20 protein-coding genes are annotated in these 24,076 nt (G+C 54.8%); 8 read left to right on the forward strand and 12 right to left on the reverse strand.

All coding sequences use genetic code 11. The features are described from left to right. Window position 1: 1 nt before the first annotated feature. Window positions 2-1,840: an adenylate/guanylate cyclase domain-containing protein gene (locus CU041_RS05445; RefSeq protein WP_068519318.1), complete on the reverse strand. Its 1,839-nt coding sequence runs from the start codon at window positions 1,838-1,840 to the stop codon at window positions 2-4. Window positions 1,841-1,885: 45 nt separating this feature from the next. Continuing rightward, complete coding sequence (locus CU041_RS05450) at window positions 1,886-2,323, reverse strand: Lrp/AsnC family transcriptional regulator (RefSeq protein ID WP_068519319.1); 438 nt, start codon at window positions 2,321-2,323, stop codon at window positions 1,886-1,888. A gap of 165 nt (window positions 2,324-2,488) precedes the next feature. Here CU041_RS05450 and CU041_RS05455 point away from each other — a divergent pair, with 165 nt between their 5' ends. Both CU041_RS05455 and CU041_RS05460 read left to right on the forward strand, forming a co-directional pair. Further along, the gene (locus tag CU041_RS05455) at window positions 2,489-3,571 is read left to right on the forward strand and encodes a saccharopine dehydrogenase family protein (RefSeq protein WP_068519320.1); all 1,083 of its coding nucleotides are present in this window, start codon (window positions 2,489-2,491) and stop codon (window positions 3,569-3,571) included. 299 nt (window positions 3,572-3,870) lie between these two features. Further along, window positions 3,871-6,309 (forward strand): tetratricopeptide repeat protein, encoded by a 2,439-nt coding sequence (locus CU041_RS05460; RefSeq protein ID WP_407702974.1) that lies wholly within the window; start codon window positions 3,871-3,873, stop codon window positions 6,307-6,309. A gap of 30 nt (window positions 6,310-6,339) precedes the next feature. Here the strand turns inward: CU041_RS05460 and CU041_RS05465 are convergent, their stop codons facing one another. The 3 genes from CU041_RS05465 to CU041_RS05475 all read right to left on the reverse strand — a co-directional run bounded on the left by CU041_RS05465 (window position 6,340) and on the right by CU041_RS05475 (window position 8,793). Further along, window positions 6,340-6,843: a universal stress protein gene (locus tag CU041_RS05465; RefSeq protein WP_068519321.1), complete on the reverse strand. Its 504-nt coding sequence runs from the start codon at window positions 6,841-6,843 to the stop codon at window positions 6,340-6,342. 265 nt (window positions 6,844-7,108) lie between these two features. Next, entirely contained in the window at window positions 7,109-7,873 is a 765-nt protein-coding gene (locus tag CU041_RS05470) for a TIGR02186 family protein (RefSeq protein WP_068519322.1), read from the reverse strand. Next, window positions 7,873-8,793: a sulfite exporter TauE/SafE family protein gene (locus CU041_RS05475; protein WP_068519413.1), complete on the reverse strand. Its 921-nt coding sequence runs from the start codon at window positions 8,791-8,793 to the stop codon at window positions 7,873-7,875. Before CU041_RS05475 ends, CU041_RS05470 begins: the two co-directional genes overlap by 1 nt. Window positions 8,794-8,914: 121 nt before the next feature. On the opposite strand from CU041_RS05475, the gene CU041_RS05480 reads away from it, so the two are divergent. Both CU041_RS05480 and CU041_RS05485 read left to right on the forward strand, forming a co-directional pair. Beyond that, window positions 8,915-9,166, forward strand: a complete 252-nt coding sequence (locus CU041_RS05480) for a sulfurtransferase TusA family protein (protein ID WP_068519323.1) — start codon at window positions 8,915-8,917, stop codon at window positions 9,164-9,166. Between the two features lie 80 nt (window positions 9,167-9,246). Then, window positions 9,247-9,759: a GNAT family N-acetyltransferase gene (locus tag CU041_RS05485; protein WP_101246072.1), complete on the forward strand. Its 513-nt coding sequence runs from the start codon at window positions 9,247-9,249 to the stop codon at window positions 9,757-9,759. A 39-nt stretch (window positions 9,760-9,798) separates the two neighbouring features. Here the strand turns inward: CU041_RS05485 and CU041_RS05490 are convergent, their stop codons facing one another. The 4 genes from CU041_RS05490 to CU041_RS05505 form a co-directional block, all read right to left on the reverse strand. Then, window positions 9,799-11,175, reverse strand: coding sequence for a DUF2336 domain-containing protein (locus tag CU041_RS05490; protein WP_101246073.1), 1,377 nt, complete (start codon window positions 11,173-11,175; stop codon window positions 9,799-9,801). 12 nt (window positions 11,176-11,187) lie between these two features. After that, window positions 11,188-12,936, reverse strand: a complete 1,749-nt coding sequence (locus tag CU041_RS05495) for a bifunctional diguanylate cyclase/phosphodiesterase (RefSeq protein ID WP_068519326.1) — start codon at window positions 12,934-12,936, stop codon at window positions 11,188-11,190. Then, window positions 12,933-14,816, reverse strand: coding sequence for an EAL domain-containing protein (locus CU041_RS05500; protein WP_101246432.1), 1,884 nt, complete (start codon window positions 14,814-14,816; stop codon window positions 12,933-12,935). Before CU041_RS05500 ends, CU041_RS05495 begins: the two co-directional genes overlap by 4 nt. Window positions 14,817-15,031: 215 nt before the next feature. Then, a complete protein-coding gene (locus CU041_RS05505) occupies window positions 15,032-15,700 on the reverse strand; it encodes a GGDEF domain-containing protein (protein ID WP_233433016.1) in 669 nt (222 codons plus the stop codon). Window positions 15,701-15,888: 188 nt separating this feature from the next. On the opposite strand from CU041_RS05505, the gene CU041_RS05510 reads away from it, so the two are divergent. Beyond that, on the forward strand, window positions 15,889-16,182 hold the full coding sequence (locus CU041_RS05510) for a DUF5818 domain-containing protein (RefSeq protein WP_228195335.1): 294 nt from the start codon (window positions 15,889-15,891) through the stop codon (window positions 16,180-16,182). Between the two features lie 62 nt (window positions 16,183-16,244). On the opposite strand, the gene CU041_RS05515 is transcribed toward CU041_RS05510, so the two are convergent. The 3 genes from CU041_RS05515 to CU041_RS05525 form a co-directional block, all read right to left on the reverse strand. Then, a complete protein-coding gene (locus tag CU041_RS05515) occupies window positions 16,245-17,084 on the reverse strand; it encodes an SPOR domain-containing protein (RefSeq protein ID WP_101246075.1) in 840 nt (279 codons plus the stop codon). Between the two features lie 2 nt (window positions 17,085-17,086). Beyond that, window positions 17,087-19,471, reverse strand: a complete 2,385-nt coding sequence (locus tag CU041_RS05520; protein ID WP_101246433.1) for a Lon protease family protein — start codon at window positions 19,469-19,471, stop codon at window positions 17,087-17,089. A 218-nt stretch (window positions 19,472-19,689) separates the two neighbouring features. Then, on the reverse strand, window positions 19,690-21,147 hold the full coding sequence (locus CU041_RS05525; protein WP_101246076.1) for an aminotransferase-like domain-containing protein: 1,458 nt from the start codon (window positions 21,145-21,147) through the stop codon (window positions 19,690-19,692). Window positions 21,148-21,226: 79 nt separating this feature from the next. Here CU041_RS05525 and CU041_RS05530 point away from each other — a divergent pair, with 79 nt between their 5' ends. The 3 genes from CU041_RS05530 (at window position 21,227) to CU041_RS05540 (ending at window position 24,010) form a co-directional block, all read left to right on the forward strand. Further along, window positions 21,227-21,511, forward strand: coding sequence for a DUF1127 domain-containing protein (locus CU041_RS05530; protein WP_101246434.1), 285 nt, complete (start codon window positions 21,227-21,229; stop codon window positions 21,509-21,511). A 109-nt stretch (window positions 21,512-21,620) separates the two neighbouring features. Continuing rightward, on the forward strand, window positions 21,621-22,583 hold the full coding sequence (locus CU041_RS05535; protein ID WP_101246077.1) for a threonine dehydratase: 963 nt from the start codon (window positions 21,621-21,623) through the stop codon (window positions 22,581-22,583). Further along, window positions 22,580-24,010 (forward strand): pyridoxal phosphate-dependent decarboxylase family protein, encoded by a 1,431-nt coding sequence (locus tag CU041_RS05540; protein ID WP_101246078.1) that lies wholly within the window; start codon window positions 22,580-22,582, stop codon window positions 24,008-24,010. The genes CU041_RS05535 and CU041_RS05540 overlap by 4 nt, the downstream gene beginning before the upstream one ends. Window positions 24,011-24,076: the final 66 nt, after the last annotated feature.

Here is a 24,076-nt window from a genome sequence, read left to right on the forward strand (position 1 = left end):
CTTACCCGTTTGTGGTGAACAGTTCGGTTTTGCTGTGACGGCCCCGCAACAGAACATCACCGGCCTTGATGACGCGGTTCGGATCGGTCAGCAGGTTGCGTGTGCTGTCTGAAATCAGAATGCGCGTGCCCAGCACCTTGTTTTCCTGTTCAAGACGCGATGCGGTATTGACCGCATCCCCATGCACGGTAAAGGACAGGCGTGCCTTGGCCCCGACATTCCCGGCCACCATTGTTCCGGTATTCACCCCGCAGCGCACCTGAATGTTCAATCCTTCAAAGGTGCGGTTCGAGACTTCGTTTTGCAGGGCGATTGCGCTGTCGAGCGCGGCATCGGCGTGATGTTCAAGATCATCAAACACGTTATAGACCGCAAGGATCGCATCCCCCTGAAACTGGGTGATGATGCCGCCATGTGATTCGATAATCTGCGTTGCGCAATCAAAGTAATCATTGAGCATTGCAATGATCTGGTTCGGATGCAGGCTTTCACACATGGATGTGAAATGGGCAATGTCGATGAACAGAACCGTTGCTTCGGATTGTTGCGGCGGCAGGACCCCGGAATCATTTCCCGATGCCAGAAGCTTTTTGGCAATCGATTGGGGCACGAATTTACCAAACAGGCTTGTGATGCGTTCGCGGTCGTGAACCGCCATCATCATGTGATTGAACGATCGTGCCGCATCGTCATATTCACGGATACGGCTGCCCGACAGTTGCGGCACATCGATTGATGCGATGTCGTCATCTTCAAATGCGCGCGCGGCGGCTGCAAACCGGCGGATCGGTTTGGTGAATTGTTTGGACAGTATGATCGCAACAATAACAGCCAGAATAAACACCCCGCCACCAAGGATCGAGGCCAGAACAAGCCTGTCCCATTCATCATCAAACAATTCTTCGGTGAAATGCATGCCGATGATGACCGGCGAGATCGGCGCATTGAGAACCTGACGGGTGACGATCAGATGGTATCTGCCATCAACTTCAAGCCCCGCCAGACGCAGCCCGGTATTCTGGCGGGCATCCTTTTCGTCGGTCCTGATGCGTTCGGACTTGCCGATATTTGCCAGAACCGGGTCGCCGATATCATGAATGGTCGGCAATGGAATCGGGCTTCGGGCAATATCGGCCCCGTTGATCAGCTTGTTGGCGGTATTTTCACCCCAGTCGCGCAAATCGGGATGGGCCATCACGCGATTGCCACCGATCAGGATAAAAGGCGTTCCGGGTAAATCTTCACGGCCGCGAATCAGGCTTTCCGACAGATTGGACAGCGAAAGATACTGTATGAAGGTACCAAGATAGTGCCCGTCATAAAAAAGCGGCACCCAGCTGGTCAGGACCGTGCGATTGAAATACGGATCCCAGCGCGGGAAACCGGTGCGGTTGGCGACCGGGCCACGAATTTGTGCCAGTTCCGAAAACAGCATGTCATCCTGGGGCAGGGTGCGGCGTATTTCGCTCATATCATCGGGATTAAAACCGATAAATTGCCGATCACCGGTTACCAGACCATAGGCCATCACATCCATATCCGCCGCCGCCAGCGCCCGCATGGCGTTGGTCCAGCCGTACTGGAAGCTTGGATCAAGATTGCCATCGGCAACCTGTCGGGCGACCCAGTTGGACCGTTCGTCGACTTCGCTCATGCGTTCATGCATGGTGCGCTGAACCGATGTCAGATCGATATCGGCCAGCATAACCCAAAGATTGCGGGTGTTTTCATAGGCCGTGCCAAGGCCGACATAAAGGGCAAGGCCAACGCCAAAGACACTGGTGCCGATAAAACTGGCAAGAAGAACAGAAAGGACAGAATATCTGCGTTTGGATGTCACTCGGTTTTCTTTCTGACAAGAGGTTCCCCAACCTCAACTGGCATCTTAGCGGCGATCGAACTTGGTTGAAAGGATGATTGAACTTGAAGTGCGTTTTATCCCGCTAAGCCCGCCGATCCGGTCAAGCACACCGTCAAGTTCTTCCGGTGTGTCGGCGGCAACTTCGGCAATCAGATCATATTCCCCCGATATCGCCAGACACCGGATGCAATGCGGTATTTTCTGCAAGGCACCGACCACGCCCGCAGACTGTTTTTGTTCAAGCTGGATCATGACTTCGGCCAGAAGAACCGGGCGTGCCGCATCACCAAGCTGCACCGTATAGCCGGTAATGGTTTGTGATTTTTCCAGCCGTTCGAGGCGTTCCTGAACGGCGCTGCGCGACAGGCCGACTTCGCGCGCAAGGGCGGCAGTCGGAATGCGGGCATTTTCCTGCAATTTGGCGATCAGACGGCGGTCGGTTTCATCAAGGCGACGTTTCATCGGTGATACCCATAAAAATGACGGGTTATTCAATTGTTTTGACAGTATTGCCGGGTTGCAAGCGTTAGTCCAGCGGCGGAGCATCAAGGGGTAAACAACAAAACGTTATCAGGGCAGCAACGACATCCATCGCAAAGGTGTCAGTTCAGTCGGGAGTGAGAGAAAATGAAAAAGATTTTGATTCTTGGTGCGGGCAAAATCGGCCGTATGGCGGCAGTCATGCTCAATGAAAGTGGCGACTATGCGGTGACGCTTGCCGATGCCAATGGCGAAATGCTTGAATTTTGTGCCCAGGATCATGCGGCAACCCTGATCAAGGTCGATGTTACCGATGAGGCCGCCCTGACCGACGTGGCAACCGGGCATGACGCCATTTTGTCGACATGCCCGTTCTATCTTAATGTCGCGATTGCCCGGGTCGCACGCGCGGTTGGGGCATCCTATTTCGATGTGACCGAAGATGTCGAAACCACCCGTGCTATTCGTGAAATTTCCAAAGGTGCGGCTGGTGCGTTCGTACCGCAATGTGGTTTGGCACCGGGATTCATTTCAATCGCCGCCCATGATCTGTTCAAACGGTTTGATACGGTCAAAAAGCTGCGTCTGCGCGTCGGTGCATTGCCGCAAAACCCGACCAACCGGTTGAAATATAACCTGACCTGGTCAACCGATGGCCTAATCAATGAATACCTTAATCCGTGCGAGGCGATCCTGAATGGCAAGCGCGTCGAAGTCTTGCCGCTTGAAGGTTATGAACGCTTCACCATTGATGGCACGGAGTATGAGGCCTTCAACACATCGGGCGGGGTTGGGGCGCTTTGTGACATGCTCGAAGGCAAGGTGGACAACCTTGATTACAAGACTGTGCGGTATCCTGGGCATCAGGAAATCCTGAAAATCCTGATCGAAGATCTGCGTCTTGGCGAACGTCCCGACATGATGAAGGAAATCTTTGAAAATGCCCTGCCGGTAACCCAGCAGGATGTCATTGTGATCTTTGCTGATGCGGTCGGGACCCGTAATGGCGAGCTGTGCGAAGAAAACTTTATCCGCAAGGTGCATGGCACGGAAATCGGTGGCAAAAAATGGTCCGCGATCCAGATCACGACATCCGCGGGGCTTTGCGCGGTGATGGATATGGTGATGACGTCCAAATTGCCCGGCTCCGGTTATGTCCGGCAGGAAGAAGTCGGTCTGGATGATCTGCTTTCGAACCGGTTCGGGCGTTATTATGCCAACCGGGCATAGGGTCCGTTTCCGGTTTTGAGTGACGGCTTGAAGTGCCGTTTCAGGCGCAAAGATAACCGTGTGATGATTTTCCAGAAAAATCCCCCGACTGTAGTTCGGGGGATTTTTGTTTGTTTTCAGGTGTTTATTTTAATCTTGTTTGTTCCGACTTCAGAAAGGGGCGCATATTCCTGAAACGCGTTACAGATTTGATCGGCCGGGCATGGTCAGGGCCGATTATTTGTGGCAAAGACGTGGTTTGTTAACGCTTGGCCCTTATGGTGGCCGGTAATCGCACTCTTTATCGCAACAGGTATTCCTTGTCTGATTTTGACGCTCCTTACCGAACTGCGTGGGGCTTGTATGAAGCAGGCCAGCTGGCGGAGGCAGAAGTTGCCTGCCGCAAGCTGATCCATGCCTATCCACAAGCCGCAGAAGCCATGCATCTGGCTGGCCTGGTCGCAGCCCGACAGGGAAATCAAACTCTTGCGGCGGAACGGATGGGGCGGGCGGCAATTGCCGATGCCAACAGTGCGGAAATTCAACATGATCATGCGCAGGCCTTAAAGGCGATCGGCAAATTGCGCGAAGCGGTTGGCGCTTTCAAGCGGGCCATCCGGCTGTGTCCGGATGCACCGGCGCTATATTGCAATATCGCCAATACGTACCGGCAACTTGATGAGTTGCAGGATGCGCGCGAAAATTATGAATACGCGCTGGAACTTGCCCCGGATATTGCCGAAATTCACGCCAACTATGCCGCGTGTCTTTATGCGATGGGCGACATTCCCGGTGCCGAGACATCCTGTTTGGCCGCCCTTAAAATGCGCGATGATATTGTCAATGCGCTGGTGCTGATCGGCCAGATCCGGCTTGATCAGGGACGCACGGTATCGGCAAGCGAACCCTTGCGCCGCGCCCTGACACTGGAGCCGGGAAACCAGCGTGCCCTGACTGCATACGGTGATGCCTTGTTCCGGCTTGGCCAGTTTGCCGGTGCACAGCATTGCTTGCGTCAGGTTCTTGCCCTTGATCCCGATGATGCCAAAGCACGGCGCACATTGGCGCGTCTTAACTTGCGGGTCGGACAGGGGACCGAGGCAATCGGTGCGCTTGAACCGCTTGTTGCGGCCAATCCGAATGATCCCCAATTGCTGCTGATGATGGGCGAGGCGCTAAGTCTTGTTGGCCGTCATAGCGAAGCCGTCGAACGGTTCGGCGCAGCCATCGGGGCTGGTGGCGGTGATGACGCAGTTTTCAGACTGGCAGTCGAACTTGCCGAGGAAGGCGACACCGCGTCAGCCCAGTCTGTTTTGCAAAACGGTATCGACCGCAAAATCGCAGCCGGTGAAAACACCGCACTGTTTCGAACCGCACGTCGTTTGTTGTTTGCGCCGGTTCCAACCAATATTGCGGCCCAGAATGACGAAGTCATTCGTGATCTGCTTGATGACACACTTGATGACGATGCCATTGAACCTGATTTGGCCTTTGTCGCATCCGATCGCATTGACCCGGCAATCCTGACGCGGTTCCCGCCGGTCTGGCGTGCGGCCCTGCGTCCGGAAGGTGACAAGCAGTTGCGCGCCGTCGGGCATTATTGGGAACGGCTGGTTTCGGGCTATGATGTTCCCAATGTTGATCCCGGAAAACCCCGGCAAGGGGGCAAGATCCGCCTTGGGATCGTGTCGGCCAATATGTGTGATAACGGGATTGGTCGCTGGATTTTGGGGCTTGTTGATGCGATTGATCGTGACCGGTTTGATGTTACGGTCATCCGTCCGCCAACCGGCGAAGATGATATTACGTCGCGGATTGACGAACATGCCGATCTGGTCGTGCCGTTGCCGCTTGATCCGCTGCATTCGGCCCGGGTGATTTCCGGGCTTGATCTTGATGTGTTGCATTATGCCGATCCGCAGGCCGATGCCTATACCATGTTGCTGGCAAGCTGGCGTCTGGCACCGGTGCAAATTTCCGGTGGCGGGATTGCCGCGACCAGTGGTCTTTCAAATATTGACTATCACCTGATCGCCGAAGACTGGGAAACGGCCGGTGGCGAAAAACGGTTCAGTGAAAAACTGATCCGGTTGCCGGGACTGTTTGTTAATGCGACACCGCCCGAAAATGTCGACATGACGCCGACGGAACTGCAACGGCTTTGGCGGTTGGCACAGGACAGAAACACCTATCTGTGTCCGCAGCCGCTTGATGTTTTGACGGCCGATTTTGATCCGCTGATTGCGGAAATCCTGCGTCTTGATGAAACGGCTGAACTGTTGCTGATTGCACCCGAACGCGACAGCTGGGATGCGGCATGGGGACGGCGTTTTGCGGTGAACTATGCCGATGTCGCAGGACGCATGCGGTTTGTCAATGTGCGCAGCCGCGCCGATTTGCTGTCGCTGCTTTGCGCGGTGGATGTGGTTCTTGAAAGTCCGGCATGGAATGACGCGATGCTGGCCTTTGACTGTCTGGGGCTTGGTGTGCCGCTGGTGACATTGCCGGGCAGTGCCGCACGGTCGCGTCGCAGCCACACCTGTTACCGCCAGATATCGGTGTTTGATTGCGTCGCCTACCATTCCGCGGATTACGTCGATACCGCCCTAACACTCGCAACGGACAAGCGCCGCCGATCCGTCGTCTCCCACGCAATCAAAAGCCGGTCACATATCCTGTTTGGCCAAAAATCATCCTTTGATGCCTATATGCAGTTCCTTGAGGAATGCATTGCCGTTCCGGCTGAAAACGTCGGATGAATTTACCGATCCACGACAGGCGCTGATAAATCAGCTTAACGCGTCAATGTCGGCTTCGGACAGTGCGGCGGGGACGATTGTCAGGGGCAGGCGGAGCTGACCGACAGTGTCGCTTTTGGTCAGTGCCGTGATCAGTGGTCCTGGGCCTTCGGATGTGGTGCCGGCCGCAAGAACAAGAATGGAAATCTGTTCTTCTTCTTCCAGAAGGTTCAGCAACTCGTCCTTGAGACGACCTTCGCGAATGAACAGAAGCGGCATTGTGCCGGTTTGTTCATGCACATAGGCGGCAAGTTCATTGACCCGTGATTCGGCTTCTTCGCGGGCTTCTTCCTTCATCAGGTCACCAACCGCCATCCAGTGCTGGAATTCGGCCGGTTCAATGACGCTAAGCAGGGCAACGCGGCCGCCGGTATGTTGGGCGCGGCGGCATGCATAACGCAACGCCTTGGTCATTTCATCGCTGTCATCAATAACAACAAGAAATGTTCGGTTGGACGTGGCGCGGAGTTCCTGATCGGCATCGTATGACGTCATATGGGTTCTCTGAATAGTTTCCTGTGCCGGGTCTGATGCATGGTTGCGTGGGGCAATGGATCACCCGGATATTAGAGCATGTTGCATCAAGTGTGCCGTAAATCCGGCACGGTTTCCAAGTGGTTTTTATCGCAATCGGGAAAGTTTCATACTGTGCATGCGCACAATAAATCATGCTGCACATGCGTTGTTGGAGGCCGTGAAAGTGCGGAGATGAGAATGCCCAAATCGGCGTTGGAGCCGGTGGAGCCGGTGGAACCGGGAACTAGCGTTTGCGGAATGCCACACTGGCGATCCAGCCGGCAATGACGGCAATGATCACCGCAATAATGCCATAGAGCGCCGAATAGCGATGGGCGAATTCATAGACTTCGGCACTGACCCCGGTTTTGGAAACAACCAGCGGCGTGGTCTTTACACTGGCGATACGGCCATCACGGATCAGATAGACATTGATCGTATAGGTCCCGGTCGGGGTGTTGGCCGGGAAATGGATGTCGGTTCGAAACAGCTGGTTTGACAGGAAGCTGATTTTTGCCGGACGCTGGTTGAACAAACCGGCATTCTGCATGTTGCGAACCAGCGCATCGCGATAGACTTTCTGATCGGCATCAGGATTGTCGGACACGGCAATAAAACGCTGGTTGTCCAGGCCGATGCGGTAATCCTGAAGAATGTTTTGCGGGGCGATGATATCCATCGGGCGATTGGACGCGCTGGCATAATAGGCCGGAACATTTTTATAGCGCGCGCTTTCAGCATTCACCCAGATGCCGACTTTACGCTCCTTGCGACGGACAACCATGTCCTGATCGGGGCCGCGTACGGTCACGATGACATCGCCTTCGTTCTGGACTGCACCAAACAACAAGACGTCAGTACCGGTAAAGCCGGTGGTGATCGCCACCAGATGGTTTGACAAATCCACGACAAGCGGATCGGCCAAGGCGCGTTTCATTGGTGTGCTAGTCGCAATGACAGCGAATGCCGAAAGACAGATCGATGCGATAAACCGTGCCGATAGGGACATCACAGATCCCCCGGCATGATGGAATAAAGTTCGTCAGGCTCGATCACCAGATCAAACAGAAGTTTGAGGCATACCGACAGGACCAGCAGCCCCAGAAGCGCACGCAGGTGTTCCGCCTTGAGCCGCGCACCGAACTGGGCGCCGAACTGGGCGCCGATCACACCACCGATCAGAAGCAGGATGGCCAGTGCAACGTCAACCGTCTGGGTCTGAACCGATTGCAGGAAGGTAACGTTGGCCGTGACAAAGATGATCTGAAACAGCGAAGTTCCGATCACCACCCCGGTCGGCATGCCCAGCAGATAAATCATCGCCGGAACCATGACAAAGCCGCCACCAACCCCCATCAAGGCGGTCAGCATGCCGACAAAGAACCCGACAGCCAGTGGCAAAAGCGCACTGATATACAGGCCCGAGCGATAAAACCGCATCTTGAAGGGCAGGCCGTGGATAAAGCTGTGCTGGTGTTTTTTTGATCGACGGATCGGGCCTTTGCGCCGGGTTCTGAAAATTGCCCGGGTTGCTTCAAGCAACATCATCCCGCCGATAATGCCAAGGAAGATGACATAGCAAAGAGAAATCACAAGGTCGATCTGACCCAGCGAACGCAACCAGGCAAAGACCCAGACACCAACCGTCGACCCGACAATACCGCCCGCCAGCAGCACAAGGCCCATCTTGATGTCAACATTGCCACGGCGCCAATGCGCAAACACGCCAGACACCGACGATGCGACAATCTGGTTCGCAGCTGTCGCCACAGATACAGCGGGGGGAATGCCATAAAAAATCAAAAGAGGGGTAATCAGAAAACCGCCGCCAACGCCGAACAGGCCGGACAAAAAGCCAACTCCGCCGCCCAGTCCCAAAATCAGAAATATATTTACCGATATTTCGGCAATAGGGAGATAGATTTGCATTGCGGGCAGGCTAACAGCGTTTGATTGATTGTTGTTTTTCAGTCTAACATATTGTGCAAATGCAACAATCGCCAATTGGCGCTATATCAGACCGATTTCCGATTTTTTTATAAGGTCGTTCATGTCGTCATCTTCAAGTGATAAATTTGATCTAATTCTCGATGCACGAGGATTGATTTGTCCCATGCCAGTGCTTAAGGCGAAGAAATCCCTGCGTGATGTACCGGACGGGGGTGTTTTGAAAGTTCTGGCAACGGATCCCGGATCCGTTGCGGATATGAAGTCTTTTTGTGAAATGACCGGCAATCGCCTGATTTCTTCGGATCAGGAAGACGATGTCTTTATCTATTTCATTGAAAAAACGGTTTCCTGACAATGGGTTGATGGTATTGCCACCAAGCGCCACGTTCGCATGCCACACCTGATTTATCCTGCCTTTTGAAAGAAATATCGATGACCAGGACTTCCAGCGATCTGGAATGGATTGTTTGCCATTTTGACGCGATGACGCCCCACCAGGTTCACAGTCTGCTGCAATTGCGTCAGCAGATTTTTATCATCGAACAGGACTGTATTTTTCCTGAAATTGATGGCCTTGATCCGATCTGCACCCATCTTCTGGCTGTTGACAAGGCCAAAAACGGACGTGACGTTCTGGCCGCAGCACGCATTGTTGCGCCCGGTGTTGATCCGGGACATGCCGAACAGGGCGACCGTCCAGCCATCGGGCGTGTGGTCACAAGCGAAAAACTGCGTGGGCAGGGGATCGGGCGGAGCCTTATGGCCCGTGCGATCGATGTTTGCGCGCAGGAATTCGGGGGCAAGCCGATCTATCTGAATGCGCAGCTTTACCTGAAGGCATTCTATCAAAGTCTTGGATTTGTTCAGTTTGGCGACGTCTATGAAGAAGACGGCATTCCCCATATCTGTATGGAACGCCCGGTCATGGACCAGGCGTCCCGATAATCAGATTATATGGAAATCAGCACCCGCGACGGGGGGATGTTAACGCAGCCCGGTGGTCGCCATACCGGTAAAGAATTCAAGCTGCCAGTTCATGTCATCTTCGCTTAGCGGGTATTGGTTGCCGTTGCGTGGATTAAGGGTCTGGCTTGGCGGTACGTGACCAAGCTTGACCTGAATCTTCACTGCAAGATCAGCCGGCAGGCCGGCCTTCCATGCCAGTGAAACGACACCCTTTGCCGAATGTGTATTCAGAACCTTGGTTACGGCTTCTGGCGGAATACCGGCCAGAACTGCAAGCGATGCGCGGGCAAATTTGACGTCATTGGCCGCAAGGGCCTTGGCGACTTCCTTATCGGTCAGTTTTTTCTTTGCATGAAGGGCAAGGGCCTTTTCAAAGGCCGGTTCGCCGTCTTCTTCTGCTTCTTCGTTTGACGCGGCGTCGCCCGCAGAAGCCGGTTGGGCTTTTTCGCCCTTTTTGTTTTTGACCGATGGTGCGTTTTCGGCGGCGTCGTCGCGTTTTTCAAACTCGCCAGATGCGATACGGCGTTGAACCACTTCGCGAACGGCTTCAAGCTGATCTTTTTTTAGGTCCTTACGGCGTTCCAGTACGCTGATCAGGTTTTCGGCGACAAATCGCGCAAGTTTCCCGGCTGCGGTCGGCGGCAGTTTCGGACGGTTGACCAGCGGCTGGTGCCATTCCGGATAATCCGGTGCGCGGTCAATCAGCTGATCGAGCGTTTCTTCACGGATTTGTGCGGACTTGTTGCCAAGAAGGTGCGAAATCGCATCCTTGTCGCTGCTTGCTGCAATGGCATCGGCAAGTTTTTCGCCGACATTGCGCCGACGTGACACAAAGCTCAGTGCCCCGCGGCCAGAACTGCCTTCAATAATTTCCAGAAGATCTTCTTCGGTCAGGACCGGGGAATACTGAAGGACAGGTCCGCAAACGACGCTTTCGGCATCGCGGGCAAGCTGCTGAATGATTGGTTGCGGGGCTTCGGCAATATCCTTGAGCGTCTCGGAAATGACCTGACGGACATGCACGGCCTGGTCACGTGCGAGCTTGTCGAGCGCCTCATAGGTCATGCGGCGCAATTTGTCGGTTTCGTTGGGGGTCAGACCCGCCGAAAGATGGGCGATTTTTTCAGCAAGGCTGCCACGGACGCTGTCATCGACGTCATCGGTCAGAAGGACATCGGCCTGAATCGGCGTTGCTTCGTTGGCCGCAATGTGACGACGCACCGAGGAATCATTGTCAGATGCCAGGAAATACAGGATTTCGGGCCGGGTGTCATGGCGCTGGGCAAGTTTGCCGCGCACATTGGCATCCGGGCTGGCGGCCATTTCCTTGGCTTCGTCATAGGTGATCGGGGTTTCGCGCCGCTTGGTGAATACCCGCTGTAAAAATCCCTTCATTGGGCATTCCTCCTAATCTTCGATCTTTGCCGGCTCTTCCGAGCCGGGTGCGGCAGCGATGCCAAAGCGACCTTTTCCATGTTTCTTGACCTGATACATGGTTTGATCTGCGCGTTGTACAAGTTGCTGCAGGTTTTCTTTCGAACCTGGTTCATGAACAGCAATCCCGACCGATATTCCAAGCGGGTGGTCCTTGTCGCCCGAATACTGGCCAAGGATCGCGCTTTCCTTCATCAACAGCCGTGCGCGTCCCGAAGCCGCAGAAACATCGGCACCTTCGAGCCACAGCACGAATTCGTCCCCGCCAAGACGGGCAATCAGATCGGCCGGGCGGACATTGTCCTGAAGAACACGGGTCAGGGCGAGGATAGCCTCGTCACCGGTCTGGTGACCGTGAATGTCATTGACCATCTTGAAGTTGTCCATATCGACATACATCAAGGCAGCCGGGGCGCGTTCACGCTGAAGACGGCTGTGGCGTCGTTTGAGTTCCTCGAAGAATGCGCGACGGTTCAAAAGCCCGGTCATCCCGTCGGTCCGTGACAGGGTCAGGATGCGTTCATGCTGGATGGCCTGTTCAATGGCAATGCCGACCTGATCGGATACTTCGGTCATGATGGCACGTTCGCCGTCAGTCGGTTCGGGGTGATCGGCGGAAAACAGGAAAATCACAGCGCCATTGTTGCGCTGATGATAATGGCAGCGCAGGGCATGAATACGATACTGGCCCATATGGGCATCAAAGGTATCGGTCGAATTTTGCAACTGGCTTAAGGCCTGTTTTGCAATGTGGCTGGCTTCGGGGTTTTCGTCGCCCGCTGCAATTTCAAGTTCATCTGTTTCATCATTGCGTTTGAAAATGATGCAGTTTGAACAGGCAAGGGCCCGCGTGCTGGCCTCTGACGCGCCCTTAAGAACCAGAAGCGGATCGATTTCATCACGCATGGTCCGCACGATATAGGTCATCAGGCGGTCGCGGTTTCGGGCTGTTGCGACTTCGCTTTCGCGGCGGCGCTGTTCGGTAATGTCATGGGCAAGCCCGCGCGTCCCGGTCCAGCGTCCATCGCGCGAATAAACCGGGGTCGAGGATACCGAAAGACAGGCATCCTTGCCGTTGGACCGGCGGAACCAGACCGGAACATCGCGCACGGCCTTCTGACTGCGAAACACATGTTCGCTGTCCTGATCGGCGGTATCGAGAAGAAAGTTTTGCGGAAACCGTCCGACAATATCATCGGCACGGTATCCCAGCGCACCGCGCGGCGACACGAAAATGAATTTCCCCGTGTCGTCGGTTTCCCATGCAAAGGCCGATGATACTTCGACAATGTCGCGGTAACGCTGGCGCGAGTCAATCAATGCTTCGCGAAGGTTGCGATCCATACTGACATCACGCGGCAGGATCATCACCTGATTGTTGGTGGTCGGAAGGGCGGTCAGTTCGAGCGTCGCAGTGCCGCGCTGTACTTCAAATGTCATCATTTCGACGACCCCGCCCGGCGTGGTCAGGGTGCGGCGGATCAACTGATAGATTTCAGGGAACAGCCCGTCACGGATACCTTTGGCAAAGCCGACGGCATTCTTGTTGGCAAAAAGCGGCACACCATGTGAATCCATCACAATGACCGGTGCCTCGGCCTGTGCCATCACCTTGGGATCAAGGGTAAACACATCCGCATCATATCTGGTCAGATCATCTTGCGGGTCGGTTGCGGCGGTTTTGGCATCAACGGGGGCATCAACAGGATGGCGCGGCGTCATAGGCTTCCTCCTGTTGCAGTCGAAATGTTCAAATCATTTTCTCCGGCGTCGGTATCGCACTTGCCCGACTGCAGTTTTTCAAAACACGCTTTGCTGCTGATCGTAACGGGCGGGCCAAGGTGATAGCCTTGACCATAATCAATGCCCAGATCACGGACCATCTCATAACTGGCCTGATCATGGATCATTTCGGCAATGGTGTGGATGCCAAGATCATTGCAAAGAAGGGCCGTCGCCTTAAGGAAAGCACGTCCTTTGGGATTGGCAAGGGCGGTGCGCATGGCCCCGCCATCAAATTTGATGATATCGACGTCAAGCGCGCTCAAATATTCAAAGTTCGCAGCCCCGGCACCAAAATCATCAAGGCAGATTTCATGGCCGCGTTCGCGCAGCACCTGCAAGCCGTTATTGACGTCATCAAGAGCACGAATGCGCGATGTTTCGGTTACTTCAAACAGCACCCGGTGCGGCGCGATGTCATAACGATCCAGCAATTCCGCCAGAGCCGGAAGGAAGCCCGCCTGTTCAAGTGAATGGCCCGAAAGGTTGACGGCAACCGGATGGGGGATGTTTTGTGCATTGTCGCGCAAATGATCAAGAACCTTGCCGCACATCGCCAGATCAAATTCGGTAATCAGGCCGGTGCCCTCGGCAAAATGGATGATCTGATCAACCGCAAGCGGACTGTTTCCAATGTTGAAGCGTGCAAGGGCCTCAAAATGATGCATTTCCTGGCTGCGCAAATGGACAATCGGTTGCAGGGCGACGGCAAATGACCCGTTTTCGACAATTTCCCGAAAAGCGCGCACCGATTTCAGTGTTTCATTGATCAGGTGCGGCAGGCTGGCCGAAAGACGCGCGGCAGTGACATCGTTCTGTGCCTTGCGCTGCATGCGATTAAGCGCATAGGCAACCGCGCGGGTAAGGTTGGTGTCGCGATCATTTTCGTCATTATCGGTATCGAAATGATGAATGTTGCGCGCACTTTCATAATCGCTGCCAAACAGGTCATTGGCGTTCTTTTGCCGGGTCGTCTTTTCGCCAGAACCGGGATTGTTGGTCAGGGATGCCAGCCCGCCACCGGCCGGGGCAGATGTGTCATCCTGTGTCCCGCCGGTCACCGGTTCTTCAAGATCGGCACGAAGCGCACTGGCATAGGCAACAATCCGTCGTTCAAGTTCAATCATCGGCTCGTCAACCGGATGAATTTTTGCCGACCGGCCAGGGGCAACAAGATCGGATGCGCTTAGTGATGACAGCCGTTTGGCCCCGATGCCGATCAGGCGTGCCAGTTCATTGGTCGCCGCTGTTTCCGCCTGTGATCGCGATGCAGCCAGGTTTTCAAGAACCACCAGTGCTTCGCTGTGATACGACCCGGCATCCTTGTTGCTGAGAAGGGCGGTTTGCCGCGTTTCGGCCTGCTGATTCTGGCGGATGACCGCGTTTTGCAAAATGATGCGGTCAATCCCCGATCGTGCACGGGGACGAATGGCGCGATGACGGGCGGCGATGTAATAGCGGCTTGACGGATCGGCGATCATATAACCGCTTAGCGACAGCGGGACCGCTTCCTGAACGGGTTGATCGTCGGCTTCGCAAAGCTGGAAATCCAGATCGAGTTCTTCGAGGCGTTTGAGCCCGTTGCTTGTATGCAGATAGGCACGCAGAAGCGGGCGTTCCGATTTGACGACAATTTTTTCAAGTGCCTCGCCAATCAGTCGGTCCGGCGTACAGCCCAAAAGACTTTCGGTCGCACCGGCGACAAACAGGATATAGCCGTTTTCATCCACTTCCAGCAGCATGTCGGCCCAGCAAAACGCCATGGCGGCCAAAAGGTCCTGGTCATTTGTTTCCGCAGAATAGCTGGTGCTGTCTGTCATTTGTGAACCGTCATTCTCAAGCCGCCTGATCATTCTTGTTGCAGCATTCGCCGCCATTATCAGATAGCGATCTTACTAAGGATATGAAGGATTTGCACTTCATAAGCCAAAAAAAACGGGCAGCCACAAAAGATTGCCCCGATAGCGGGAAAAATCGGCCCCCGAGACAGCTGTAAAGTCGTGAAAAGACTGGAAAGAATGCAACAAGGCGCGGCTTAGGCCGCGTCGTTGTCTTTTTTGGCCGGAATGGCTTTTTCACGTGCGGCATGCTTCTGGACATACATCGCCTGATCAGCGGCGCGAATCAGGTCGGAAATGTCACTTTTGGCATTATAAACCGTGTAGCCAAAGCTTGCCTTGATCGCCAATGCCTTTCCCTGCCAGATCAGCGGGAATCGCACGGTTGCCTGTTGAAGCTGTGCAATGCGTTTCTGGGCAGCTTCCGGGCTGCTTCCGGTCATCAGAATGGCGAATTCATCCCCGCCAAACCGTGCGACAAAGTCATCGGAACGGGTATGGGTACGCAGATTCTGTCCGAAATGGCGCAAAACAGCATCACCGGCGGCATGACCATGTTCGTCATTGATTTCCTTGAACCCGTCAAGGTCGGCAATCACCATCAAGCCGCGTTCGGCAGTGCGTGCTGCACGTGCCAATGCCTCGCGGGTACGCCGCATGAAACCACGGCGGTTATAAAGGCCGGTCAACTCGTCGGTTTCGACCATCAGTTCAAGTTGACGAATGCGGTTCTGCTGCTGATCCAGGCGGTTTTGCATATCACGCGCCAGATCAACAAGAGTCGACAGAGCATTACTTTGCTCGGTAACCTCACTGGCGCGATTGTTAATCGCGGTCTGCTGCTGAAAATCAGCGGCAAGTTCCATGAGCAATTCTATCTGCGACTTTTCCATGTGCCGTCTTGTAATCAATGACATTGGATGGTGAAACCCTTAAAAGGATGTCTATCGTTGTATCGTTGATCGCGTTACAAGAACCTTAACGTGGCACGAAAGAATTTGTGTCCAAAGAGAATCGTTCACGCACAGGAGAACGACCGATGCAAAACCGGTTGATGGTTGGGTTTACTAAGAAAATTGCGGTAATTGGCATTGCGCTGGCGCTGTCTGCATGCTCATTCCTGCAAAAAGATAATTTTACCGTTGTTGGTGAAATTACGGATCACGGCAACGAATGTGTGACTTTCCGTGCCGAAGATGGAACGCTTTATGCGCTTGCCAACAAGGCAAGCCGATTCCGTCCGGGGGACAAGGTCCGTGTAACCGGACATATGGCATTGATGACGACCTGTACCGAAGCAACGACCCTGATCGTTGACAAGATCGTCATGCTGTCGCCAGGAAACTGAGCCGCAAAAAAAAAATCAGAATATTGTGCCAACCATTGGTGCCTGCGATCGCTTTTGATCGCTCAGCGATGGGATGCAAAGCAATCGGTGCCGTCAGCTTTCAGCTGGCGGCATTGTTGTTTGGCACCATCAAAGGTGGCAAAGCCGGTCAGTTGAAGCCGGTGATAAACCCCTTTAACGCCAAGATTGGCAGAGACGATCTGTTTGGTGTGCGATTTTGACAGGGTGGGGTAACGCACCAAGAAACTTGCCCAGTAACTTTCAGCCGAAATCGTGTCACGAAAAGCACCCAGCTGGATCAGATAGCGCCCGTTTGGATCATGCTTTGCCGTTTCGGGCGGCGTCACGGTCGGTTGCGCGGCGCGCGTTGCAACAACCGTATCTATAACCTGCTTTGCGGGAGCCGTCGTCGCTGTTTGGTGGCTGGTTGCCACGGGTGCGGGATTGGCGGTGTTGTTTGTCGCCGCCGGTGGTTTGGTTATGACGGTGGTGGCTGCTGGCGTCGGCTTGTCGGGTGTTTTGCGGACTGTCGCCGGGCGCGCTCTGCTTGGCGTTGTGCCGGTAAGTTCTTGATAATACTGATTGGCAAGTGACGGGATGTCCGCGTCATCAATGACGGTATCACTGGCCGGGATCGTTCCCGGAAGCAGGCTGAGCGGTTGATTGCGCAAGACCGGTTGTGATGCATGGGCGGGAAGATCATTCGGGATGATGTCCGCCCCGGTTGGGAATTCGGTCATTTCGCTGGTTTGTGCCGCTACGTCGGAAATGACCGTGACATTCAAGGCCAGCAACGCAACCAGACCAATCAAAGAAAAAAGACCACCCCGCCGATCAAAATTGCCAGAAGCATGCGGCATGGCTGCCGCATTGTCTGGCTGATCGTGGAGTGGTCCTTTCATTGTTACATCTCCGCGCGCGGGGGATAGGCATATCGGTCACGCAATATCTGGTCATTCCTGCGCAGACGTTCCATGGCTTTGCCATAGACGCTGTCTTCCGGATACTGGCTGTCCGGACGATCACCGGATGGCATGCCGGTCAGAAGTTCGACCGCGTCATTGATGTGCTCGACAGTCCAGATATTGAACTTGCCCTGGCGGATTGCCTGAACGACTTCTTCGCGCAGGACCACATTTTCAGCATTGGCCTGCGGAATGATCACGCCCTGATCCCCGGTGAAGCCCTGATCGGCACAAATCCGATAGAACCCTTCGATCTTGTGCGAAATACCGCCAACCGGCTGCGCTTCGCCGAACTGGTTCATCGATCCAGTGATGCCGATATTCTGGCGCATCGGTACGTGCGAGATCGCCGATATGATGGCACACAGCTCAGCCATTGATGCCGAATCGCCTTCGATGCCGCCATAGTTCTGTTCGAACGTGACATTACAGGCAAAGGAAAGCGGGAAGTCCTGGGCAAAGCGCGATTTCAGGAACCCTTCAATCGTCATGACCGACTTCTGTTGCAGCGGACCGGACATATCGACCATGCGTTCGATATTGAGAACCCCGAGACTGCCGACATAAGACCGTGCCGACACACGGGCCGGAAGACCAAAGGCATGATCGCCATAATCCAGGACGGTCAATGCATTGACCTGCCCGACAACCGCGCCATAGCTGTCAATCAGGATTTCGCGGCGCTGGACCCGTTCGTGCGATTTGTCTTCAAGACGGGAATTACGGTGACGACGTTCCTCAATAGCGCGTCTGACGTCGGCTGCACGGATGCTTTCGCGACCATCGGCCCTGGCAAGGGCGCCGGCCTCGATCGCGACATCTTCAACCCGTTCGATCTGGGCGGTCAGTTTGTCGCGTTCACCCGCCCAGCGCGCGGCCTGACCCAAAAGCTGGCGGATTGCACCGTTATCGACCGGAATGCCCGACCGGGCGAGGGCGGATTCGCGCAACAAGCCGGTATAGATCGATATGTTGCGGCCGGCGGCTGGCATATCCGCATCAATGTCGGCCTTGACCCGGAAATGGTTTCGAAAATCGACATCGAGCGAAAAGAACGTGTAATAGAATTTCGGCGCGCCAACGATCACGACCTTAAGGTCAAGCGGGATCGGACGCGGTTCGGGGGCGCCGGCCGTCGGGGCACCGCCCTTATGGGTTTCCTCGATGCGGATTTCACGGTCACGCAGGGCCGCCTTCAGAAACCCCCAGCATTCTTCATGTTCAAGCAGGCTTTCCGCACGCAGAACCAGAACCCCGCCATTGGCACGATGAAGCGCGCCCGGTTTGATCAGGCTGAAATGCGGATGCATGCCGCCGCCCATCGGGCGGTACTGAATTTGCCCGAAAAGATTGTCGTAGCTTGGGCTTGGTTCAAGAACGACATCGGGATGCGTATCGCGCGAATGATCAATCAGAAGATTGACCGCATAGCGATCATCGACGGTTTCCGGGATCTTGCCATCGCCGCTTTCGATGGCGGGCTGATCGCTGGCTTCTTCGAACGCGTCGATATTATCAAGGATGTCTTTTTCAAGCGCTTCGAACCACGCCTTAAGACCCGGGCTTGTGAACTTGTCGCGCAGCTTTTTGATGCGCGGTTTCAAAACGACTTTGGCGGCACTGCGACGCAGACTGTCGAGTGTATCGGCAATCTGTTCTTCAAGATCGCGGGTCGAAAGAAGGGTTTTACGGGCTTCTTCGGCAACCTCTTCAAAGGCGTCTTCGGCCTCGTTTCGGCGTTCCTTGGGGATTTCATCAAGGGATACCGGTTCGCCGTCTTCGTTCAGGGCGACGATCATCACGCCTTTTTCGTTTTCCTGAACATCCAGTCCCCGTTCACGGGCATATTCACGTAGCGCATCGAATTTTTCGCGCAGCTGGGTGCGGGCTTCTTCGGTCTGGGTCTGGGTTTCGGTCAGATGGGCCGGGGCGTTAAAGGCCGACGCAAATGCTTCGCGCAGATGGGAAATCAGGGTTTCCATCGCAGACAAAAGCTTGCGACCTTCGCCCGCGGGCAGGGCATAGGGGCGCGGACGGTTGGTGCGCGAAAAATTGTTCAGATAAACCCAGTCATCCGGGGCTGAACGTTCTTCCATGGCCTTGTTCAGATAATCAAGGGTCGCGGTCATACGGCCCGCGCGATCCAGACCAAGAACAAAGATGTTAAAGCCCGGCTCGGACATGGAAAGTCCGAATTTCAGGGCCTCTGCGGCACGGTAGTGCGAGGAAAAATCGAAGATTTTCGGATGCTGGTCTTTATGAGGGCTGCGAATACGGAAATGCGGAAAACCGCAATCTTCTGCGTCAAGGCGGGAAACTGGCATCTGCTGACTTTCTGCTGCCCAAGATAACAAATCATCGGGGCAATTTGCGCCCCGCAGCATATCTTGGAAGCAAGGCAATCACGTGGTCAAGCGTTGCGTGCGGAAATTGTTGAAATGGCGACAGGAAACCCGAAACCACCCGGCTGTTGCCGCGCGATAGTACCGCCTGCAAACGTCATCAAAGCCATGTTGATGGAACAAGATCCGGTGCCGAGGCTTTAGATCACGGCAGCATTGCCGAAGTCGCTGCTTTTGAGCAACCGGTCGACAATCTGTACACCGCGACGCAACCGTTCGGCGGATCGTTCAGCCCCGAAACACAAACGCAACCCGCGCGGCACATGGCCAACGGAAAACTGTTGGGCTGCGGTCAAAAGAACACCGCTATTGGCAGCATTCATGACCAGTTCGCCCGGATCAATATGATCGGGCAGTTCAAGCCAGATATGATAGTTGGTCGGGTGGAAGCGGACGTCATATCCCTTAAGGGTTCCAAGAATGACGGCCAGGCGCTGGGCGGCTTCATTGCGGTGCCAGGCTTCGTATTGGGCAAGGCTGCCATCCATGATCATTCGGGTGACCAGTTCCAGATTGATGGTCGATACCATCCAGCAGGTCGATCGAATGGCGCTGGCCAGTTTGCCGATCATTTCGCCGGGTGCATGGATATAACCAACCCGCAAACCGCCGCCGATGCTTTTGGATACGCCATCAAGATAGATGCTGCGTTCCGGGGCAAAGCACGACAGGGGCGGCGGTGCGTCCGGATCAAGGAAATGATAAATGCCGTCTTCAATCAGTGTCAGATCATATTTGCGCAGGATTTCGGCGATTTCGATCCGGCGTTGCTGATCCATGGTGCTGCACAGCGGATTATGCAGGGTCGGCATCAGGTAAATTGCGCGCGGACTTTGCGTGCGACAGATATTTTCAAGGGCTTCGGGAAGGATGCCCTGATCATCCATGGCGACACCGCGCAGACGGAATTGCAGCAAATTGGCCAAACTGCGCAGGTTCGGATAGGTCAGTTCTTCGCATAAAACAAGATCGCCGGGACGAACTGTTGCCAGAAGCGATACGGTCATGCCGTGCTGGACACCCGCGGTCGGCAGGACGCGTTCGGGATTGTCATCAAGTCCAACCCGACCGGCGGCGTGGGCCAATGCTTCGCGCTGGTGGGCAACCCCGTATTCCGACTTATAGGACACCATATCGTCAATCGGCATGGTGCCGGCAATTTCAAGCAATGTCTGACGAATGTGACCTTCCTGCGGGGGCAGGGGGCAATTCATTCGAAAATTGATCGGCCCGGTGTCTTCGCTGTCATCAGCGGCACCATGGGCAAAGGCCGGTTTGCGGCCCATCTGGGCAAGGTTGTTGGTAAAAGCCATCGGGATGGGCGCAGTTGCGGCCATGTCGAGTTCGGACTGAATGTTATCAAGAACATAAGTCCCGCGTCCGACTTCGCCGGCGACAAGTCCCAATCTTTCCGCTTCGCGGTAGGATCGCGTAATCGTGCCGACTGTCACGCCCAGATGATAGGCAAGGTCGCGGTGGGTTGGCAGTCGGTCACCCGGTTTAAGGGAGCCATCCTTGACTGCTTCGCGAATGGCCTGCGCGATCTGTCGGTAAACAGGACCGCCGGCTTCTGAAAGGTTGGGGAGCCACATTGTCATGGTGACAATGTTTAAATTGACACAATAACAATGTCAATGACAAAACAATATCGAGACAATTAACCGATAGGAGATGGAAATGGTAAATTGTAACGATACAATCCAGCTTCCCGATATTCATGTCACGGATCGCGCACTGACCAAGGGCAAGCAGGGCAACAAGCCTGTGACCTGGCGCGCGGCAATGGCTGGTATTGCAATCTCTGCTATCGAGTTTGTTGCGCGTCTGCAATCGCGTGCGCGCAACCGTCATGCGATACAATTGCTTGACGATCATATGCTTAAGGATGTCGGGCTGTCGCGTGCAGACATTGACACCGAACTGTCAAAGCCATTCTGGAACGGCTTGCCACCGCGCGGCTAGCCACCCCGCGCGTGACGGAGGCACGCGCTCCCATCGTGCCTCCGTCCGGTTCCGGGATCGATGTTCGGGTCAATTGTCTTTATCTGCCGAATTCAGGGATACAATGTGAATGTTCAGTCTGACCGAATTGCGTGATGCAGCCGCATTTGTTCTTAATTTTGTTGCGCCGACCCCGACAATCCATTGGCCGCTTCTTGATCGGGCGACGGGATTGTCCCTGTATGTCAAACATGAAAATCATACCCGGCTGGGCGCGTTCAAAATTCGCGGTGGTTTGACCTTTTGCCGGTATCTGGGGCGGCTGCCCGATACTGCGCGCGGTATTGTTTCGGCAACGCGGGGCAATCACGGACAAAGTCTTGCCCATGCGGCCAGTCGTTTCGGAATGGCGGCAACCATTATTGTTCCGCACGGCAATTCTGTTGAAAAGAATGCGGCCATGCGGGCCTGGGGTGCCGAGGTGATCGAGCATGGCGACGATTTTCAGGCCGCAGCAGAATTTGCACATAGCTATGCCGCAAGCGAAGGGGCGGTCATGGTTCCGCCTTTCCATCCGGAACTTGTGCGTGGTGTTGCTTCATATGGGCTGGAACTGTTTGACGATATCAAGGGGCTTGATCGCGTTTACGTTCCCGTTGGAATGGGGTCGGGGATCTGTTCGCTGATTGCGGTGCGCGATGCGTTGGGCCTTGATACGGAAATTGTCGGGGTGGTTGCCTGTGGCGCAGATGCCGTGCGTCAGTCTTTTCTGGCCGGAAAGGTGATCAATACACCCGTTGCTGATACATTTGCCGATGGTGTGGCATGTCGAAGCCCCGACCCCAGGGTGATTGAAATCATCACAAAGGGCGCAGCCGACATTGTTGCCGTCAGTGATGATCAGATCGCAGATGCCATGCGTCTTTATTTCAGTTGCTGTCACACTCTGGCCGAGGGGGCCGGTGCGGTGCCGCTGGCCGCGGCAATTGCCGAACGTGATCGCAATATTGGCAAAAAAGTCGCCCTTGTCCTGACCGGGGCCAATATCGACCGGGCCGACTTTGCCCGCATCCTTTCGGGAGACGAAAGATGACCTATCGTTCAAATCGTGCGCCACTCAGCCCCACTGAGGACGCGCGTCATCTCATGTTTGATGACCTTGAAAAGCTTGGTCGTATCCTGGTGGAAACCGGTGATGTCGCCCATGGCTTTATTCAGGGGGCGGATGACATGGATGTGACCTGTCGCGATTTCTCTGCTTTTGACCCCTCGCGCCCCTTATCAAGGCAGGGAAGCGGCACGCTTGATGCGTTGCGGGCAGCCAAGGAAGAAATTCTGCCGCTGCTCGCCGCATCAATCGGACCCCGTTATCTTGGATTTGTTACCGGCGGTACCACCCCGGCGGCCCTTGTCGGCGACTGGCTGGCATCCGCGGTCGATCAGAATGCGACCGGCCCGGAAGGATCGGTCAATGCCGCCGTCGAGGAACAGGTCATCAACTGGCTATGTGATATCGGCAATCTGCCCCGAGACCGGTTTGATGGTGTGCTGACCACCGGGGCTACGGTTTCCAATCTTTTGGGATTGGTCACGGCCCGGCAATGGTGCGGCGAGCAGGTCGGTGTCAATATTGATGCGGATGGTGCGTCGGTATTGCCCGATCTTGCGATCTTTGCGGCAAGTCCGCATGCCAGCATGATCAAGGACCTGTCGATAACCGGGATTGGTCGAAACAGTTTTATCAAGGTCGCCACACTCCCGGGGACCGAGGAAACGGATCTTTCTGACCTTAGGGCAAAGCTTGAAGCCAGCGACGCGCGCGCAAAGATTGTCATTGCCTCGGCAGGGACGGTCAATGCCACCGATTTTGATGACTTGAATGCGATTGCCGATTTGTGTGCGGCATTTGGGGCATGGTTGCATGTTGATGCCGCATTCGGTTTCTTTGCCGCACTTGATGATCGCAGGGCACATTTTCTGTCCGGTTTGGAGCGTGCGGATTCCATAACGTCTGACGGGCATAAATGGCTCAATGTGCCCTATGATTGCGGGATATTCCTGACCCGGCATATTTCGGTATTGGAAACCTGCTGCCGTGCCTTTGCCCCGTATCTTGAGACCAAGGCAATCGGCAACAGCTATATCAATCGGGGCGTCGAAAATTCCCGACGGTTTCGGGCCTTGCCGCTTTGGATGACGATGATGGCCTATGGCATTGACGGAATGGCGGCGGTCATCCGGGCCAATTGCGATCAGGCGGCCGATCTGGCCATGTGGGTGCGCACGCATGAAAAACTTGAATTGCTGCGCGAACCGAAACTCAATGTCACGATGTTCGCATCCGTTGGCAGCGATGATGACAATCGTGCCTTGCTTGATCGGATCAATGCGGGCGGGAAGACCTTTTTGACACCGACGATTTATGGCGGGCGGTTCGGTTTCCGCGCGGCCTTTTCAAACTGGCGGACGCAGGATCACGATCTTGCCATCGTCAAGCAAGCAATCGAGATGGCTCTTTGATCCGAATTTCTCTAGGTTCGGATAGCATGAGAAAAGCAGAACTTTCCGTCTTCAGGATACCAAGAT

The sequence above is a fragment of the Thalassospira povalilytica genome (assembly GCF_002844235.1).
Lineage (GTDB): Bacteria > Pseudomonadota > Alphaproteobacteria > Rhodospirillales > Thalassospiraceae > Thalassospira > Thalassospira povalilytica.

Bases quoted from the DNA above. Each gene is read 5' to 3' on its own strand.
- CU041_RS05495 (WP_068519326.1), bottom strand. From the start codon at position 12,936: ATGACGCCGCGCCATCCTGTTGATGCCCCCGTTGATGCCAAAACCGCC.
- CU041_RS05455 (WP_068519320.1), top strand. From the start codon at position 2,489: ATGAAAAAGATTTTGATTCTTGGTGCGGGCAAAATCGGCCGTATGGCG.
- CU041_RS05465 (WP_068519321.1), bottom strand. From the start codon at position 6,843: ATGACGTCATACGATGCCGATCAGGAACTCCGCGCCACGTCCAACCGA.
- CU041_RS05480 (WP_068519323.1), top strand. From the start codon at position 8,915: ATGTCGTCATCTTCAAGTGATAAATTTGATCTAATTCTCGATGCACGA.
- CU041_RS05540 (WP_101246078.1), top strand. From the start codon at position 22,580: ATGACCTATCGTTCAAATCGTGCGCCACTCAGCCCCACTGAGGACGCG.
- CU041_RS05535 (WP_101246077.1), top strand. From the start codon at position 21,621: ATGTTCAGTCTGACCGAATTGCGTGATGCAGCCGCATTTGTTCTTAAT.
- CU041_RS05500 (WP_101246432.1), bottom strand. From the start codon at position 14,816: ATGACAGACAGCACCAGCTATTCTGCGGAAACAAATGACCAGGACCTT.
- CU041_RS05505 (WP_233433016.1), bottom strand. From the start codon at position 15,700: ATGGAACTTGCCGCTGATTTTCAGCAGCAGACCGCGATTAACAATCGC.
- CU041_RS05520 (WP_101246433.1), bottom strand. From the start codon at position 19,471: ATGCCAGTTTCCCGCCTTGACGCAGAAGATTGCGGTTTTCCGCATTTC.
- CU041_RS05525 (WP_101246076.1), bottom strand. From the start codon at position 21,147: ATGACAATGTGGCTCCCCAACCTTTCAGAAGCCGGCGGTCCTGTTTAC.
- CU041_RS05510 (WP_228195335.1), top strand. From the start codon at position 15,889: ATGGTTGGGTTTACTAAGAAAATTGCGGTAATTGGCATTGCGCTGGCG.
- CU041_RS05485 (WP_101246072.1), top strand. From the start codon at position 9,247: ATGACCAGGACTTCCAGCGATCTGGAATGGATTGTTTGCCATTTTGAC.
- CU041_RS05515 (WP_101246075.1), bottom strand. From the start codon at position 17,084: ATGAAAGGACCACTCCACGATCAGCCAGACAATGCGGCAGCCATGCCG.
- CU041_RS05490 (WP_101246073.1), bottom strand. From the start codon at position 11,175: ATGAAGGGATTTTTACAGCGGGTATTCACCAAGCGGCGCGAAACCCCG.
- CU041_RS05530 (WP_101246434.1), top strand. From the start codon at position 21,227: ATGGTAAATTGTAACGATACAATCCAGCTTCCCGATATTCATGTCACG.
- CU041_RS05450 (WP_068519319.1), bottom strand. From the start codon at position 2,323: ATGAAACGTCGCCTTGATGAAACCGACCGCCGTCTGATCGCCAAATTG.
- CU041_RS05470 (WP_068519322.1), bottom strand. From the start codon at position 7,873: ATGTCCCTATCGGCACGGTTTATCGCATCGATCTGTCTTTCGGCATTC.
- CU041_RS05475 (WP_068519413.1), bottom strand. From the start codon at position 8,793: ATGCAAATCTATCTCCCTATTGCCGAAATATCGGTAAATATATTTCTG.